Source organism: Candidatus Rokuibacteriota bacterium, assembly GCA_016188005.1.
Taxonomy (GTDB): Bacteria; Methylomirabilota; Methylomirabilia; order Rokubacteriales; family CSP1-6; genus UBA12499.
This window is the reverse complement of sequence record JACPIQ010000052.1, coordinates 1-12,960: the sequence shown is the minus strand read 5'-3', so window position 1 is coordinate 12,960 and position 12,960 is coordinate 1. Positions and strand designations below refer to the sequence as shown.

The following is a 12,960-nucleotide window of genomic DNA, read 5'->3' as shown; positions in this document are numbered from 1 at the left end:
CTCCGGTACACTCGAAACGCCGATGATCACCGATCCCGCCGTCTTCCGGGACCTGGCCTTCGTCTTCGCCGCGGCGGTGGTGGGAGGCGCGCTCGCCTGGTGGGCGCGCCAGCCACTCATCCTGGGCTACATCTTCGGCGGCATCCTGGTGAGCCCCTTCACCCCGGGGCCGTCGGTGACCGACGTGCACACCTTCGATCTCTTCGCCGAGATCGGCGTCGTGCTCCTCATGTTCTCCGTCGGCATCGAGTTCTCCCTCAAGGACCTGCTGCGTGTTCGATGGGTGACGCTCCTCGGCGGGCCCGTGGGCCTGGCCCTCTGCGTGGGGCTCGGCGTCGGCGCCGGCGCCCTCCTGGGCTGGACCGCGCTCCAGGGCGCGGTGGCCGGCATCGTCATCTCCGTCGCCAGCACCATGGTGCTGGTGCGGCTGCTCCTGGACCGGGGCGAGCTGCACTCGCGCCACGGACGGATCATGATGGGGACCCTCCTCATCGAGGACCTGGCCGTCGTCGTCCTGATCGTCCTGATCCCGGCTCTGGGAGCGCTGGAGCCGGACCGGCTGGTGGCCATCGCGGCCGCGCTCGGGAAGGCGGCGCTGGTGCTCCTGCCGTTCACCCTCCGCTTCCTCGTCATCGAGCTCGACCCGGACATCGTCAAGGGGCTCCGGGCCCGGGGGGTGCCATGCCTGTTCGGGGATGCCGCCAACCGGCGCACCCTCGAGCGCGCCGGTGCCGCGCGAGCCACTCTGGTGGTGGTGGCGCTGCCCGAGGTCGACCGCGCCACCCTCCTGGTCCGTTACCTGCGCGCCATGAATCCGGCGGTACCCGTCCTGGTCCGGGCCCATCACCCGTCAGGCATGGAGGCGCTGGCCCGCGCCGGCGCCACGGAGGTCATCCAGCCCGAACTGGAGGCGGCCGCGACCCTCATCCGGCACGCCCTGCGCCGGTTGGCCCTGCCCCAGGACCGGGTGCTCGCCTACCTCGAGCGCTTCCGCAGCGCCATGGAGATGGGCGAAGGAGCGCGCCGGGACGCGATGGACCTCCTGCCCCACGTGGAGGACCTGGCGGTGGGGCAGGGGGCGCTGGCGGATCAGTCGCTGCGCGAGGGGCGGGTCCGGGAGCGGCTTGGCGTCACGGTGGTGGCCGTGACCCGGGCCGACGGGGAGGTCCTCCTCAACCCCGACCCGGAGACCATCCTTCGCGCTGGCGACCTGGTGCGCGTCTTCGGGCTGCCCGAACAGATCGCCGCGTTCCGCGCCGAGACGGACGGCAGCGCCCCCCAGAGCCCGCCGCCGCAGCGACGCGGGGCTGTTCCGGGGCCACGGGCCCCCACGGACGTCCCGGGGGCGTGAGGCGTGAGCCCGCAGTCGCCGCTGGCGCCGCTCACCAGGGGTGGGACTTGTACCACTCGCAGATCTCCTCGCCCGTGGTGAACCAGACGCCCTTCTGCTTGCGCATGTAGTCGTAGGCGGCCTCGAAGTGCTTGATGCGGTGCGGGACGCCCGAGATGTACGGGTGCACGGCCAGCGCCATCACGCGCGGGTTCTTCGCCCCTTCGGCGTGGAGCCGGTCGAACTGGTCCTTGACCCGCCGCACCCACTCGGCCGAGGGGTGATGCTGGATGACCATCATCGGGATGTCGTTGAGCTCGAGGGTGTAGGGCACCGACACCAGCGGCCCCGAGCGCGTGCGGATCTCGTACGGCTGGTCGTCGTCGACCCAGTCCGACACGTACTCGATGCCCGCCTCGGCGAGGAGATCGAGCGTCTCCCAGGTCTCGGTGAGGCCGGGGCCGAGCCATCCCTTGGGCGGCTTGCCCGTGAACTCGCGGAGGATCGCGACGGCCTCCCCGATGGCCGCCCGCTGATCCGGCAGGAGATGCATGGCACCCTGCCTGACGCCGTGGCCCATGAACTCCCACCCGGCGTCCCGCATGGCCTGTGCCACTGCTGGATACGAGCGGCACACACTGGCGTTGATGGCCGTCGTCGCGCGCAGCTTGCGCCGGCCCAGCGCCTCGAGCATGCGCCAGAGGCCCACGCGCATTCCGTACTCGTGCCACGCCCAGTTGGGCACATCGGGGAGCGTGGCCACCCCCTGCGGGGCGGTCAGGATCTGGCGCGGCATGGGTTTCTCGATGTCCCACTCCTCCACGTTCACGATGGTCCAGACGGCGACGCGCGCCCCTTTCGGGAGCTGCCAGGGGCGGCGGGCAGCGATGGGCGAGTAGTCGAAGCGCTCGCGCGGCAGCTTCACAGGCACCTCCCTCGTGACGGCTCAGGCGCTCAGAGCGGTGACGATCTCGGCATTGGTCAGCGGCCATCCCACGGTGGCGCCCATGAGGCGGAGGGCGAAGCGGTGCATCTCCTCGCCGTCCATGGAGTCCACCGCCTCCGAGGCGATGACCACGGTGAAGTCCCGGTTGGTGGCCTCGAAGGCATTGCACAGGATACAGGAGGTCGTGTTGATGCCGGCGAGGATCACGGTGCCGGCGCCGCGGCTCCGCAGCAGGAACTCGAGGTCCGTGGCGTGGAAGGCACTGTAGCGCTTCTTGCCCCGGACGACGAGATCGCCCCCGGCGAGGAGCGCCGGGATGATCTCCGTGCCGGGACTGCCGGCGAGATTGTGGCGGAGGATGCCCTTCCGCGCCTGGGCCGGATCGTCGTGGATCGCCTTCCAGAACGGATTGCACGCGATCTCCGCGGCGTCGCGGTACTCGGTAACGACGTGCACGATGGGAACGCCCAGGGCCCGGAGCCTGGCGAAGAGGTCCGCGGCCCGGGCGATGACAGGGCCGCAACGGGCGGCGGAGAGCGGCAGCGTCGCGACGGCCGGGTCGAGGTGCCCCCGGTGCATGTCGATGGCCACGGCAACCGTCGCGCGCGGGTCGAGCTTCACGGCGCCTCCGTGGTAGCACGCAGGTGACACCGCGGTCAACCGGCGCCGGCGCACGCCGCTCGGCGCAATTCGGCTTGACACCGTGTCGGGCCGGCTGCTATGAAGCAGGCGCCCTGCGGAGTGGACACGTCGATCTCCCGCCGCTCCACGCCCACGGGTTCGAGCCGAAGCCGTCGCCGCCCGCGGGCGCTGGAGCCTGCGCCGCGTGGAGCTGCCCGCGTGAGGAGAAACGCCATGCCGAAGCCGGGAGGGGTGCGAGGAACGGCCCCGGGCGACGCCCCGAGCGAGGTCCGCGATGGCATGCGCGTCGACTGGGACGTCCCCGTCCGGACGGATGACGGCCTCGTCCTCCGCGCCGATGTCTACCGGCCCACCGGGGCAGGCCCGCACCCCGTCATCCTCTCCTACGGACCGTACGCCAAGGGGCTGCACTTCGAGGACCTCTACACCGATCAGTGGCGCCGGATGATCGAGCAGCACCCGGATGTCCTGGCGGGCTCCACGAACAAGTACCAGAACTGGGAGGTGGTGGACCCCGAGAAGTGGGTGCCCGACGGCTACGCCTGCGTGCGCGTGGATTCGCGCGGCGCCGGCCGCTCGCCCGGCTTCCTCGACATCTGGTCGGCGCGGGAGGCGCGCGACCTCTATCACTGCATCGAGTGGGCGGCCACCCAGCCGTGGAGCAGCGGCAAGGTGGGGCTCAACGGCATCTCCTACTACGCCATGAACCAGTGGCAGGTGGCGGCGCTCCAGCCGCCGCACCTGGCCGCCATCTGCGTCTGGGAGGGGGCGGCCGACTTCTACCGCGACCTCAGCCACCACGGCGGCATCCTCTGCACCTTCGGCCGCGCCTGGTTCCCCTCGCAGATCGTGCCGGTGCAGCACGGGCGCGGCACCCGGGGCCTCCGGAGCCGGATGACGGGCGACTGGGTGTCCGGGCCCGAGACCCTGACCGAAGAGGAACTGGGCGCCCGCCGCAGCGACTTCTACGAGGAGTGCGTCCGGAACCCGCTGGCCTCGGACGAGTACTGGCGCTCGCGCATGCCCGACTGGTCCAGGATCACGGTGCCGCTGCTCTCGGCGGCCAACTGGGGCGGCCAGGGGCTGCATCCGCGGGGCAACTTCGAGGGGTTCATGCGCGCGGCCTCGACGCAGAAGTGGCTCGAGGTCCACGGGATCGAGCACTGGACCCACTTCTACACGGATTACGGCGTGCGCCTCCAGAAACGCTTCTTCGGCCACTTCCTCAAGGGTGAGGACACGGGCTGGAAGAAGCAGCCGAAAGTGCTGCTCCAGGTGCGCCGTCCCGGCGAGCGGTTCGTCGAGCGGCACGAGCGGGAGTGGCCGCTGGCCCGCACGCGGTGGACGCGGCTCTACCTGAGCGCGCCCGACCACAGCCTGGTGCGGCGGCCGCCCGCCCGCGGCGCCCGGGTGAGCTACGGCGGCCTGGGGGACGGCGTCACCTTCCTCACGCCCCCCCTCGAGGCGGAGACCGAGATCACCGGCCCCGTCGCGGCCAAGCTCTTCGTCTCCTCCGAGACCGCCGATGCCGACCTCTTCGTGGTGCTGCGCGTGCTCGGCCCGAGCCTGAAGGAGGTCGTCTTCCAGGGCGCGCTCGACCCGCACACCCCGATCGCGCAGGGGTGGCTCCGGGCCTCGCATCGCAAGCTGGACCCGGCGCTCACGCTCCCCTACCGCCCCTACCACAGCCACGACGAGGTGCAGCCGCTCACGCCCGGGCGCGTGTACGAGCTGGACGTGGAGATCTGGCCGACCTCCATCGTGGTGCCGGCCGGCCACCGGCTGGCGCTGAGCGTGCGGGGGCGCGACTACGAGTACCCCGGCGGCGCAGGCGCGGGGCTGGCGGTGCTGGGCGAGGTCTTCACAGGGGTCGGCCCTTTCCAGCACAACGACCCGCGCGACCGTCCCGCGGGGATCATCGGCGGGAGGGTCACGCTGCATTGCGGCCGCACCCGGCCGTCGCATGTCCTGCTGCCGATCGTCCCGGGCCAGGAGCCGCGCGCAGTTCCGAGACCTCGAAGAGGAGCGGCCCCGAGCAGACCGTCCCGCCCGCGGTCCTGAGGGCGTGGCGGGCCCTGAGTCGGCCAACCGCGCCGCCGCCCGACTGAGAGGCCGCACCCGTGCGGAATTCCATTTGACAGCGCCGACGGGGGGATGGTACCAACGGGTGCGCTGCGAGATCGCGGTATTGCATTCTGCCATGCGGAACGTCTAGATAGAGCGACAGCCTCGAAGGTATCCATCCACATCCAGGGAGAGCGCGGCCATGGCGAACTTCGGCACCGTCGGCGTCGACTGGCAGCAGCGCATCAACTGGGACCGTCTCCGCAAGTACCGCCTGGAGCGCGCCCGCGAGAAGATGAAGGCCCACAACCTGGGCGCCATGCTCCTCATGTACGACGAGAACGTCCGGTACGTGACGAGCACGCTCACGCCGGGCTGGAACCGGCTCAAGCCCGGGCTCCGCTACGCGCTTCTCTGTGGGGACGGCGCGCCGGTGCTCTTCGAGCAGGGGGACATCGGCTTCCAGATCCAGCGCCACGCCCCGTGGATCCCCCAGGAGAACATCCGCTGGTCCTACGCCTGGATCAAGGGAGCGGCCGGCCCCGCCTCGCGCCAGCAGGTCAAGAAGTTCACGGATGCCATCGTGCAGGAGATGAAGCGCTTCGGTGTGGCCGACCAGACCCTCGGCGTGGACTTCATCGACATCAACATGCTCCAGGCCTTCCAGGAGGCGAAGATCAAGTGGGCCGACGGCATGACGCCGATGATGGAGGCCCGCGCCATCAAGAACGTGGACGAGCAGGAGTGCCTGCGCATCGTGGGCGCCATCGGCGATGCCGCCCACTGGGAGACGATGCGCTACCTCAAGCCGGGGCTCACCGAGAACCAGGTGACGGCGCACATCATGGAGTTCCTGTACGCCATCCCGGGCATGGAGGACGTGGAGGACGTCATCGTCTCCTCGGGCCCCAACACCTGGCCCAACTGGCGGAACTTCTCGGACCGCATCATCAGGCCCGGCGAGATCGTCTTCATGGACCTGGCGGCGCTCACCTGGAACGGCTACAAGTCCTGCTACTACCGCACCTACTGCGTGGGCAAGAAGCCCAGCCAGGAGCAGAAGGACTACTACGCCACGGCCCTCAAGTGGCTCTATGACTCCATCAACACCGTGCGGCCGGGCGTCACCACGCGCGACATCGCCCTCAAGTGGCCCTCGGCCAAGGAGGCGTGGGGCTACGAGGAAGAGGACCAGGCCGCGGCGAACCTCTGGGGGCACGGGCTCGGCCTGGCCCAGTACGACCAGCCGGTGATCTCCCGCATCTGGTCGCTGGACCACCCGCTGGAGATCAGGCCCGGGATGGTCTTCGCGCTCGAGACCCAGCACGGCAAGAAGTACGAGTGGGGTGTGCGGATCGAGGAGATGCTCATCGTGCACGAGGACCGGACCGAGCTCATCTCCAGCTTCCCGGTGGAGGAGATCACGCTGGTCGATTGACGATGGACCCCGCCGTCATCCCGCTCGCTGACGCCGCGGCGCTGGACGCCGACCGCGTCGGGCCCAAGGCCGCGCGCCTGGCGCGGCTCCGCCGGGCCGGGCTGCCCGTCCCCGACGGGACCTGCGTGGACGCGCGCGCGTACCGCGAAGCCCTCGTCGCGGGCGGCGTGGCGGAGGCGGCGCGCGAGTTCGTGCGGGCCGAGCGGCCAGAGGGGCGTCGTCTGGCGCTGGCCGTCAGGCTCGGCCTGACGCGCACCGCCCTCCCCGCCCCGCTCACGGCGGCGCTCCTGTCGGCGTGGCGCGATCTCGGCGCCGGCCCCGGCGCGCCCGTCGCCGTACGCTCCTCGGCGCTGCTCGAGGACACCCCCGAGACCTCCTTCGCCGGGCAGTTCGAGACCTTTCTCGGCGTGGACAGCGAGGCCGACCTCATGACGGCCGTGCGCGCCTGCTGGGCCGCGCTCTGGGCGACCCGGGCGCTGCGCTACATGCACCCCCATGGCGTGGATCCTGCGGCCACCGCCATGGCCGTCCTCGTCCAGCGTCTGGTCCCGGCGCGGGCCGCCGGGGGGGCGCTCTCGCTCACCCCCGAGGGGGGCATGCTGATCACGGGCACCTGGGGGCTCGGCTCGGCCATCGCCCAGGGCGAGGTGGTCCCCGACCGCTTCCGCCTCGATCGCGCGGGCCGCATCGAGAGCGTGGAGCCCGGCAGGAAGGACCGGCTCGTGCGCGTCGCGCCCGGGACCGGCCCGAGACCCGAGGCCGTGGCGCCGGGCCTCGAGGCGGCGCCGTGCCTCGAGGAGGCGCAGGCCGTGGCGCTGGGCCGCATGGTGCTGGCCGCCGAGGAGGCCTTCGGCACCCCGGTCGAGGTGGAGTGGGCGCTGGGCCAGCATGGTCCCGAGATCCTCCAGGCCCGCCCGCTCCGCACTGGGCCCGCCGTGGTGCCCGACGAGCTGTGGCTGCGTCACCCGGGGCTTACCGGCCACCCGGCGGGGATGGGCTGGGGAGAGGGCCCGGCCTGCGTCGTGGACCACGAGCACGAGCTCGAGCGGGTCAGGCTGGGAGACGTCCTCGTCACGCAGGTCGCGGGACCCGCCCTCACCGCGGTGCTCCCGCGCGTGGCCGGCGTGGTCGCCGAGCTGGGGGGCAGCACCTCGCATCTGGCCGCGCTGGCGCGCGAGCGGGGCATCCCGGCCGTCCTCGGCGTGCCCGAGGCCACGCGCCGCATCCCCGACGGGGCCCTGGTGGCCGTGGACGGCGTCACCGGCGTTGTCCGCTGGATGAGCTGAGCGGCCCGCGCGGCCTCCACGCTGAGATCAGTTCCGACAAGGAGATGGCGCCGATGGAGCGGATGTTCGTGCAGACGCAGGAGCAGCGGGCGATGCTGGAGACCGTGCGCCGGTTCGTGGAGGAGGTGGTGCGGCCGCGGGCGGCGGAGCTGGACGCCCGCCGGGATCCCGCGGAGAGCTACGCCTGGGAGATCGTCGAGCGGGCGCATGCCGTCGGCATCCGCACCATGACGCTCGGCCGCGAATACGGCGGCCTCGGCGCCGATGCGCTGACCACGGCCATGGTCATCGAGGAGCTGGGCCGGGGCGATCTCGGGGTGTCCGTGATCTTCGCGCAGACGCTGAAGATCGCCCAGATCATGCAGAAGGCGCTGAACGCCGAGCAGCGGGCGCGCGTGCTGCCGGGCTTCGCCACCGATCCCCGCGGCATGCTCGCCATCGGCATCACCGAGCCCGACGTCTCCTCCGACTACCTGGTGCCGCATCCCAGGCCCTTCGGCACCGCCGCCGTCAAGGCCCCCGGGGGCTTCGTCCTGAACGGCCTCAAGCACTTCATCTCCAACGGCAACCGGGCCAGCCACTGCCTCGTCTTCGCCCAGACCGAGCCGGGCCGGCCGCTGGTCGAGGGCGCCACCTGCTTCCTCGTGGAGCGCGACCGCCCCGGGTTCACCACGGGCGTCGTCCACGACAAGATGGGGGAGCGCCTCGCCAACAACGCCGAGCTCATCTTCCAGGACTGCTTCATCCCCGACGAGAACGTCGTGGGCGCGGTCGGGCGCGGCTTCCGGGTGCTCGCCGAGTTCTTCCCGCAGTCCAACGCCTATGCCGGGGCCAGCGCGCTGGGCGTCGCGGTGGCGGCATACGAGAAGGCTGTCGGCTGGGCCAGGCTGCGCGTCCAGGGCGGCAAGCCGCTCATCGAGCACGACGGCATCCGCGCCCAGCTGGCCGAGATGCGCATGCTGATCGACGCCTCGCGCTCCTACATCCACCGGGCGTGCTGGCTCGCCGAGCACCAGGAACATGGCTGGGACCGGACGCTCGGGGCCCTGCCCAAGGTCATGGCCTCGCAGGCGGCCTGGAAGATCGCCACGTGGTGCCTCGAGATCCACGGCGGCCACGGGTACATGAAGGAGTTCGGCGTGGAGAAGCTGGTCCGGGACGCGGCCGCCTTCCTGCATTCCGACGGCGCCAATCGGACGCTCTTCCTCAAGGCCGCCAACTTCATGTTCAGCGCGTGAGCCCGGCATGAAAGCGCTGGTCCTGCGGGCGCCCGGCGCGCCCTTCGCCCTGGAGGTGGTGCCCGATCCGGTCGCTGCGCCCGGCGAGGCGGTGGCGCGGGTCCTGGCCTGCGGGGCGGGCCTCACCATCCAGCACTACAAGGCCGGCCGCACTCCGCTCGCCTATCCGCGCATCATCGGCCACGAGATCACCGGCGAGATCGTCGAGGTGGGTGCGGGCGTGAGCGGGCTCGCGGTGGGCGACCCCGTGACCGCCTACTACTACCTCTTCTGCGGCCGGTGCCGCATGTGCCTCGGCAATCTCGAGCCGCTCTGCGAGCGCTCGGGCGGCAATGTCGGCAAGGAGTGCGACGGCGGCTACGCGGAGTACGTCAGCCTCCCTGCCCACAACTTCCTGCGGCTGCCGGAGGGGCTCGACCACCGGGCGCATCCGGCCGAGATCGGCGTCATCTCGGATGCCCTCGCCACCCCGTACAAGGTCAACCGCCGGACGCGCACCCGGCCCGGCGAGACGGTGGCGGTGTTCGGCGCCGGCGGGGGCCTCGGCATCCACCAGATCCTGCTGTCCAGGTGGGCCGGCGCCCGGGTGATCGCCGTGGACACGGCTGCCGGGAAATTCGAGGCGTGCCGCCGGGCCGGCGCCGAGGCCGTAGTGGACGCCAGCCGCCAGGACGTGGTGGAGGCCCTCAGGGAGCTGACCGGCGGCCGCGGCGTCGACGTGGCGGTGGACTACGTCTCGTCCAGCGCGACGCTCGAGCAGGCCGTCAAGGCGCTGGCCGTCAAGGGGCGCATGGTCACCCTCGGCGGCGCCGGCAAGGTCTTCCGCGTGGATGCCATGCAGATGCTCCTCGGGGAGCTGGACCTCCTCGGCAGCCGCTACGTGACGCGCTCGGAGGTCCTGGACACCCTGGCCCTGGTCGCCCGCGGCGAGGTGTGGCCCATCGTCAGCGAGATCTGCCCCATGGCCGAGGCCGAGGCCCTGCACGAGCGGCTCGAGCGGGGTACCATCGTCGGCCGCGCGGCCCTCCTCATCGGGTAGGACCAGGCCGACGTCACCGCAGCGCCGCGGGATCCTGCTGGTCGCCGCGGCCGCAATCTGCTGGTCCAGCGGCGGCCTCATCAGCCGCCTGATCGCCACCGACGGGTGGACCACCGTCTTCTGGCGCTCGCTCTTCTGCGCGCTCTTCCTCCTGACCGTGGTCGCTCTTGGGGAGCGTGGGAGGGTCCGGTCGGTATTCCTCGGCATGGGGCTCCCGGGAGTCGCGATGGCGCTCTTCTTCGCCGCCGGCACCACGTGCTTCGTCATGGCGCTCGCCCGCACCTCGGTGGCCAATGTGCTGATCATCCACAGCACCGCGCCGTTCATCGCCGGCCTCATCGGCTGGCTCTGGCTGGGCGAGCGGGTGTCACCCCGCACCTGGGTGGCCATGACGGCGGCGCTCGGCGGGACCGTGCTGATGGTCTCGGCATCCGTGGGGCGGCGCTCGCTGACCGGCGACGGCCTGGCCGCCGTGACTGCGCTCAGCTTCGCGGCGGCCACGGTCATCATGCGCCGCCGCCGCGCCGTGCGAATGCTTCCCGCGGCCTGCCTCGCCGTGACCTTCGGAGCCGCCTTCGCCTTCCCTCAGGCCGCGCCGGGGACGGCCGGGGCCCGCGACCTCGTCCTCCTCGCCCTCTTCGGAATGGGTCAGCTCGGCGTGGGCCTGAGCCTCTACACCGCCGGCGCGCGCCTCATCCCGGCGGCCGAGGCCGCCCTGATCGCCGTGCTGGAGAGCATCCTGGGGCCCATCTGGGTGTGGCTCGCCGTCGGGGAGTCGCCGGGGGCCCTGTCCCTCGCGGGCGGGGCAGTCGTGCTGGGAGCGCTGGCCGTCCACACCGCGCTCGATCTCCGCCGTCCGGATCCGCCGACGACGAGGGCGGTCCGCGGATCGGGCTGACCTGATCGCCCCTGCGCCGCGGGCGCCGGCAGCCCCGACCTCCCGCTCAGGGGAGGAGATCGGCGACGGGAATCGGCGTGCCCGCCGCGGAGGGATGCGCGCCGAGGTGCTCGCGAGGCTCGCCTGGAACGATGGCCACGTCGGGCTCGGGCTCCGACTCATCGTCGAGAGCCAGCGGCGAGTGCACGTGCGCATGCCACCCGGCGCCGAAGGTCGCCGCGAGGACCTGGCCGATGTGCCCCACGATCGCTGCATGAGCGCTGCCCTGGGGCTCGCGGACGACGAGCCACCCGGCAAGGAGCTCGACGCGCTCGCCGACGAACATGCCGAGGTCGACGAGGCGCTCGTACTCCACCCGGCGCCAGCGACGAATCTGCACGTCCGGCTCGATCACCGGGACCATGGGTGGCATGGTATCGGGACGCCCCGGGCCGGTCAATGTCCCCGCGCCGGTACATCTCCCGGATCGAGCGCGCCGCCCGGCAGGACGCCGGAAGCGATGGGCCTCAGCGGTACTGCGCGAAGCCGGCGCGAAGCGCGGTCATTGACGGCGGCGACTTCGCCGGGGCGCTCCATAGAGGTACTGATCGACGTTCATCGACAGCTCGGGGTCCGAATCGGGGTCCTCGAACGGCTCGACCAGGAGAACCTCGTCGATGGCCTCCGGCGAGGGCTGGACCCTGCCTGCCCGGACAAGGTATTCGCCCAGAGCCTCCCGGACGCGGTTTCCGAGGGACATCCCCCGCACCTTTGCCGCCTGCGCAGCGCGCCGGTGCAGATCGCGAGGGAGGAGCAACTGTGTCCTGTGCATGTGTAGCAGCCTACATCAAGCGCCCGACGAACTCGGCGGCGTGGGCTACGACGCCGGGGCGAGCTTCTGGCTCTCGCGGTCGAGGGCGGCCAGGGCCCGCTGGATCACGTCCACTTCTCGGGCTTCGAACAGCGGTTCGCCGCACTGCGTGCACACCCAGGCGGGGATGGCATCCCAGCGGACGTGGTAGCCGCTGCGCTCCACGCTGAAGGCGGCGACACCTCGCTGCATCCGGCCCCTGCAATGGACACACTCCACTATGGTACCCTCCGCCGGAAGTCCGGCGACCACTGCGACGGGTCCGGTACGTACGCTGTGATGACGGCCGAGTACTCGTTCTTGGGGGCGCAGACCACGTGGATCGGCCGGCCCCCCCCAGAACCCAGCATCAGGCAACTCGGCCCGCGGACGTCTTCCGGGTGGTCCTCAATGACCTCGCCCTCGGCGACGACGTGCTCGACCTCACTCGCTGAGATCATGATGGCTGGCCGAGCCATCTGCCTGATCGCATGCGGCAAGAAGAGGATCTTGGCGCGGGCGGCTCGCCTGACCGCATCGAGGATGTCCCTCACTGCGGGGTATTTTACCCTGGCGGGGTCGGCCGGCCAACGCCGACCTCGTGGCATAGTGGCGGTGCGTCGACCGCTCGGGGCAATGGGTTTCCCCGATGCTGCTTCCGCGGGCCGCGCTTCATTCCCACGGTGGGTGATGTGATCCCACGGCCCCCGTGGCCAGAGGATGCAAGACGTCGATCGCCCAGCCCACGTCCACACGCTCCCCGAGCCAGCCCGGGCAGGCCGTCCGCGCGTGAAGGCGGAGCCCCTGCGCCTCGTGCCGCGCCCGGAGCGCCCGCACCGGATCGGCGGGCACCGCGGCCGGGGGCGGAACCTCCGGCAGCGGCCGCCCGTCCGGCCGCCTGAAGCGGAGCGCGCCGTCGGGCTGCCGCTCGACCTGATAGCCCTCCTCGTGGACCGCGCGGTGGTGCCGGCGACAGAGAAGCGCGAGGTTCGAGAGCGTGGTCGGGCCACCTTGCGCCCAGTGGCGCAGGTGATGCCCCTGGCCGAACGGCAGCCCGCAGCCCGGGAAGCGGCAGCCCCCGTCCCGGTGGTCGAGCGCTCGCCGCAACGCCGGCGGAATGGTCCGCGTCCGCGCTCCGATCTCCACGAGGCGCCCGTCCGGGGCGTGCCGCATCACCACCCGGCTCGCGTCGCACGCCAGGCGCCGCGGCATTTCCGCGGGAACGTGCGGGCCGTCCTCGGGGACCGACT

At 71.8% G+C, this 12,960-nt stretch carries 14 protein-coding genes; 7 read left to right on the top strand and 7 right to left on the bottom strand.

Annotated elements, in window-relative coordinates; translation table 11 throughout:
• Nucleotides 1-22 precede the first annotated feature (22 nt).
• A complete protein-coding gene (locus HYV93_10285) occupies nucleotides 23-1,351 on the top strand; it encodes a cation:proton antiporter (GenBank protein ID MBI2526360.1) in 1,329 nt (442 codons plus the stop codon).
• Between the two features lie 31 nt (nucleotides 1,352-1,382).
• Here the strand turns inward: HYV93_10285 and HYV93_10280 are convergent, their stop codons facing one another.
• A complete protein-coding gene (locus tag HYV93_10280) occupies nucleotides 1,383-2,126 on the bottom strand; it encodes a polysaccharide deacetylase family protein (protein MBI2526359.1) in 744 nt (247 codons plus the stop codon).
• 150 nt (nucleotides 2,127-2,276) lie between these two features.
• Nucleotides 2,277-2,897, bottom strand: coding sequence for a cysteine hydrolase (locus tag HYV93_10275; protein MBI2526358.1), 621 nt, complete (start codon nucleotides 2,895-2,897; stop codon nucleotides 2,277-2,279).
• 300 nt (nucleotides 2,898-3,197) lie between these two features.
• Between HYV93_10275 and HYV93_10270 the strand changes: the two genes are divergently transcribed.
• The 6 genes from HYV93_10270 to HYV93_10245 all read left to right on the top strand — a co-directional run bounded on the left by HYV93_10270 (nucleotide 3,198) and on the right by HYV93_10245 (nucleotide 10,881).
• Nucleotides 3,198-4,979 carry a CocE/NonD family hydrolase gene (locus tag HYV93_10270; protein MBI2526357.1) on the top strand — a complete coding sequence of 594 codons (1,782 nt, stop codon included), beginning with the start codon at nucleotides 3,198-3,200 and terminating at the stop codon, nucleotides 4,977-4,979.
• Between the two features lie 205 nt (nucleotides 4,980-5,184).
• On the top strand, nucleotides 5,185-6,420 hold the full coding sequence (locus HYV93_10265; protein MBI2526356.1) for an aminopeptidase P family protein: 1,236 nt from the start codon (nucleotides 5,185-5,187) through the stop codon (nucleotides 6,418-6,420).
• Entirely contained in the window at nucleotides 6,417-7,706 is a 1,290-nt protein-coding gene (locus HYV93_10260) for a hypothetical protein (GenBank protein ID MBI2526355.1), read from the top strand. The genes HYV93_10265 and HYV93_10260 overlap by 4 nt, the downstream gene beginning before the upstream one ends.
• A gap of 53 nt (nucleotides 7,707-7,759) precedes the next feature.
• Nucleotides 7,760-8,944 (top strand): acyl-CoA/acyl-ACP dehydrogenase, encoded by a 1,185-nt coding sequence (locus tag HYV93_10255; GenBank protein ID MBI2526354.1) that lies wholly within the window; start codon nucleotides 7,760-7,762, stop codon nucleotides 8,942-8,944.
• Nucleotides 8,945-8,951: 7 nt separating this feature from the next.
• Nucleotides 8,952-9,983, top strand: coding sequence for a zinc-binding dehydrogenase (locus HYV93_10250; protein ID MBI2526353.1), 1,032 nt, complete (start codon nucleotides 8,952-8,954; stop codon nucleotides 9,981-9,983).
• Nucleotides 9,984-10,209: 226 nt separating this feature from the next.
• On the top strand, nucleotides 10,210-10,881 hold the full coding sequence (locus HYV93_10245) for an EamA family transporter (GenBank protein MBI2526352.1): 672 nt from the start codon (nucleotides 10,210-10,212) through the stop codon (nucleotides 10,879-10,881).
• A gap of 46 nt (nucleotides 10,882-10,927) precedes the next feature.
• Here HYV93_10245 and HYV93_10240 read toward each other — a convergent pair whose 3' ends face one another.
• The 5 genes from HYV93_10240 to HYV93_10220 all read right to left on the bottom strand — a co-directional run.
• Entirely contained in the window at nucleotides 10,928-11,293 is a 366-nt protein-coding gene (locus HYV93_10240) for a Uma2 family endonuclease (GenBank protein MBI2526351.1), read from the bottom strand.
• Nucleotides 11,294-11,422: 129 nt separating this feature from the next.
• Nucleotides 11,423-11,692, bottom strand: coding sequence for a hypothetical protein (locus HYV93_10235; protein MBI2526350.1), 270 nt, complete (start codon nucleotides 11,690-11,692; stop codon nucleotides 11,423-11,425).
• Between the two features lie 45 nt (nucleotides 11,693-11,737).
• The gene (locus tag HYV93_10230; GenBank protein ID MBI2526349.1) at nucleotides 11,738-11,950 is read right to left on the bottom strand and encodes a YgiT-type zinc finger protein; all 213 of its coding nucleotides are present in this window, start codon (nucleotides 11,948-11,950) and stop codon (nucleotides 11,738-11,740) included.
• On the bottom strand, nucleotides 11,950-12,318 hold the full coding sequence (locus HYV93_10225; GenBank protein MBI2526348.1) for a DUF4258 domain-containing protein: 369 nt from the start codon (nucleotides 12,316-12,318) through the stop codon (nucleotides 11,950-11,952). The genes HYV93_10230 and HYV93_10225 overlap by 1 nt, the downstream gene beginning before the upstream one ends.
• A 64-nt stretch (nucleotides 12,319-12,382) precedes the next feature.
• A partial coding sequence (locus tag HYV93_10220) for an HNH endonuclease (protein ID MBI2526347.1) occupies nucleotides 12,383-12,960 on the bottom strand: 578 nt, incomplete at its 5' end.

Bases quoted from the DNA above. Each gene is read 5' to 3' on its own strand.
- HYV93_10225 (MBI2526348.1), bottom strand. From the start codon at position 12,318: ATGCCACGAGGTCGGCGTTGGCCGGCCGACCCCGCCAGGGTAAAATAC.
- HYV93_10235 (MBI2526350.1), bottom strand. From the start codon at position 11,692: ATGCACAGGACACAGTTGCTCCTCCCTCGCGATCTGCACCGGCGCGCT.
- HYV93_10250 (MBI2526353.1), top strand. From the start codon at position 8,952: ATGAAAGCGCTGGTCCTGCGGGCGCCCGGCGCGCCCTTCGCCCTGGAG.
- HYV93_10270 (MBI2526357.1), top strand. From the start codon at position 3,198: ATGCGCGTCGACTGGGACGTCCCCGTCCGGACGGATGACGGCCTCGTC.
- HYV93_10280 (MBI2526359.1), bottom strand. From the start codon at position 2,126: ATGCCGCGCCAGATCCTGACCGCCCCGCAGGGGGTGGCCACGCTCCCC.
- HYV93_10245 (MBI2526352.1), top strand. From the start codon at position 10,210: ATGGCGCTCTTCTTCGCCGCCGGCACCACGTGCTTCGTCATGGCGCTC.
- HYV93_10265 (MBI2526356.1), top strand. From the start codon at position 5,185: ATGGCGAACTTCGGCACCGTCGGCGTCGACTGGCAGCAGCGCATCAAC.
- HYV93_10255 (MBI2526354.1), top strand. From the start codon at position 7,760: ATGGAGCGGATGTTCGTGCAGACGCAGGAGCAGCGGGCGATGCTGGAG.
- HYV93_10285 (MBI2526360.1), top strand. From the start codon at position 23: ATGATCACCGATCCCGCCGTCTTCCGGGACCTGGCCTTCGTCTTCGCC.
- HYV93_10240 (MBI2526351.1), bottom strand. From the start codon at position 11,293: ATGCCACCCATGGTCCCGGTGATCGAGCCGGACGTGCAGATTCGTCGC.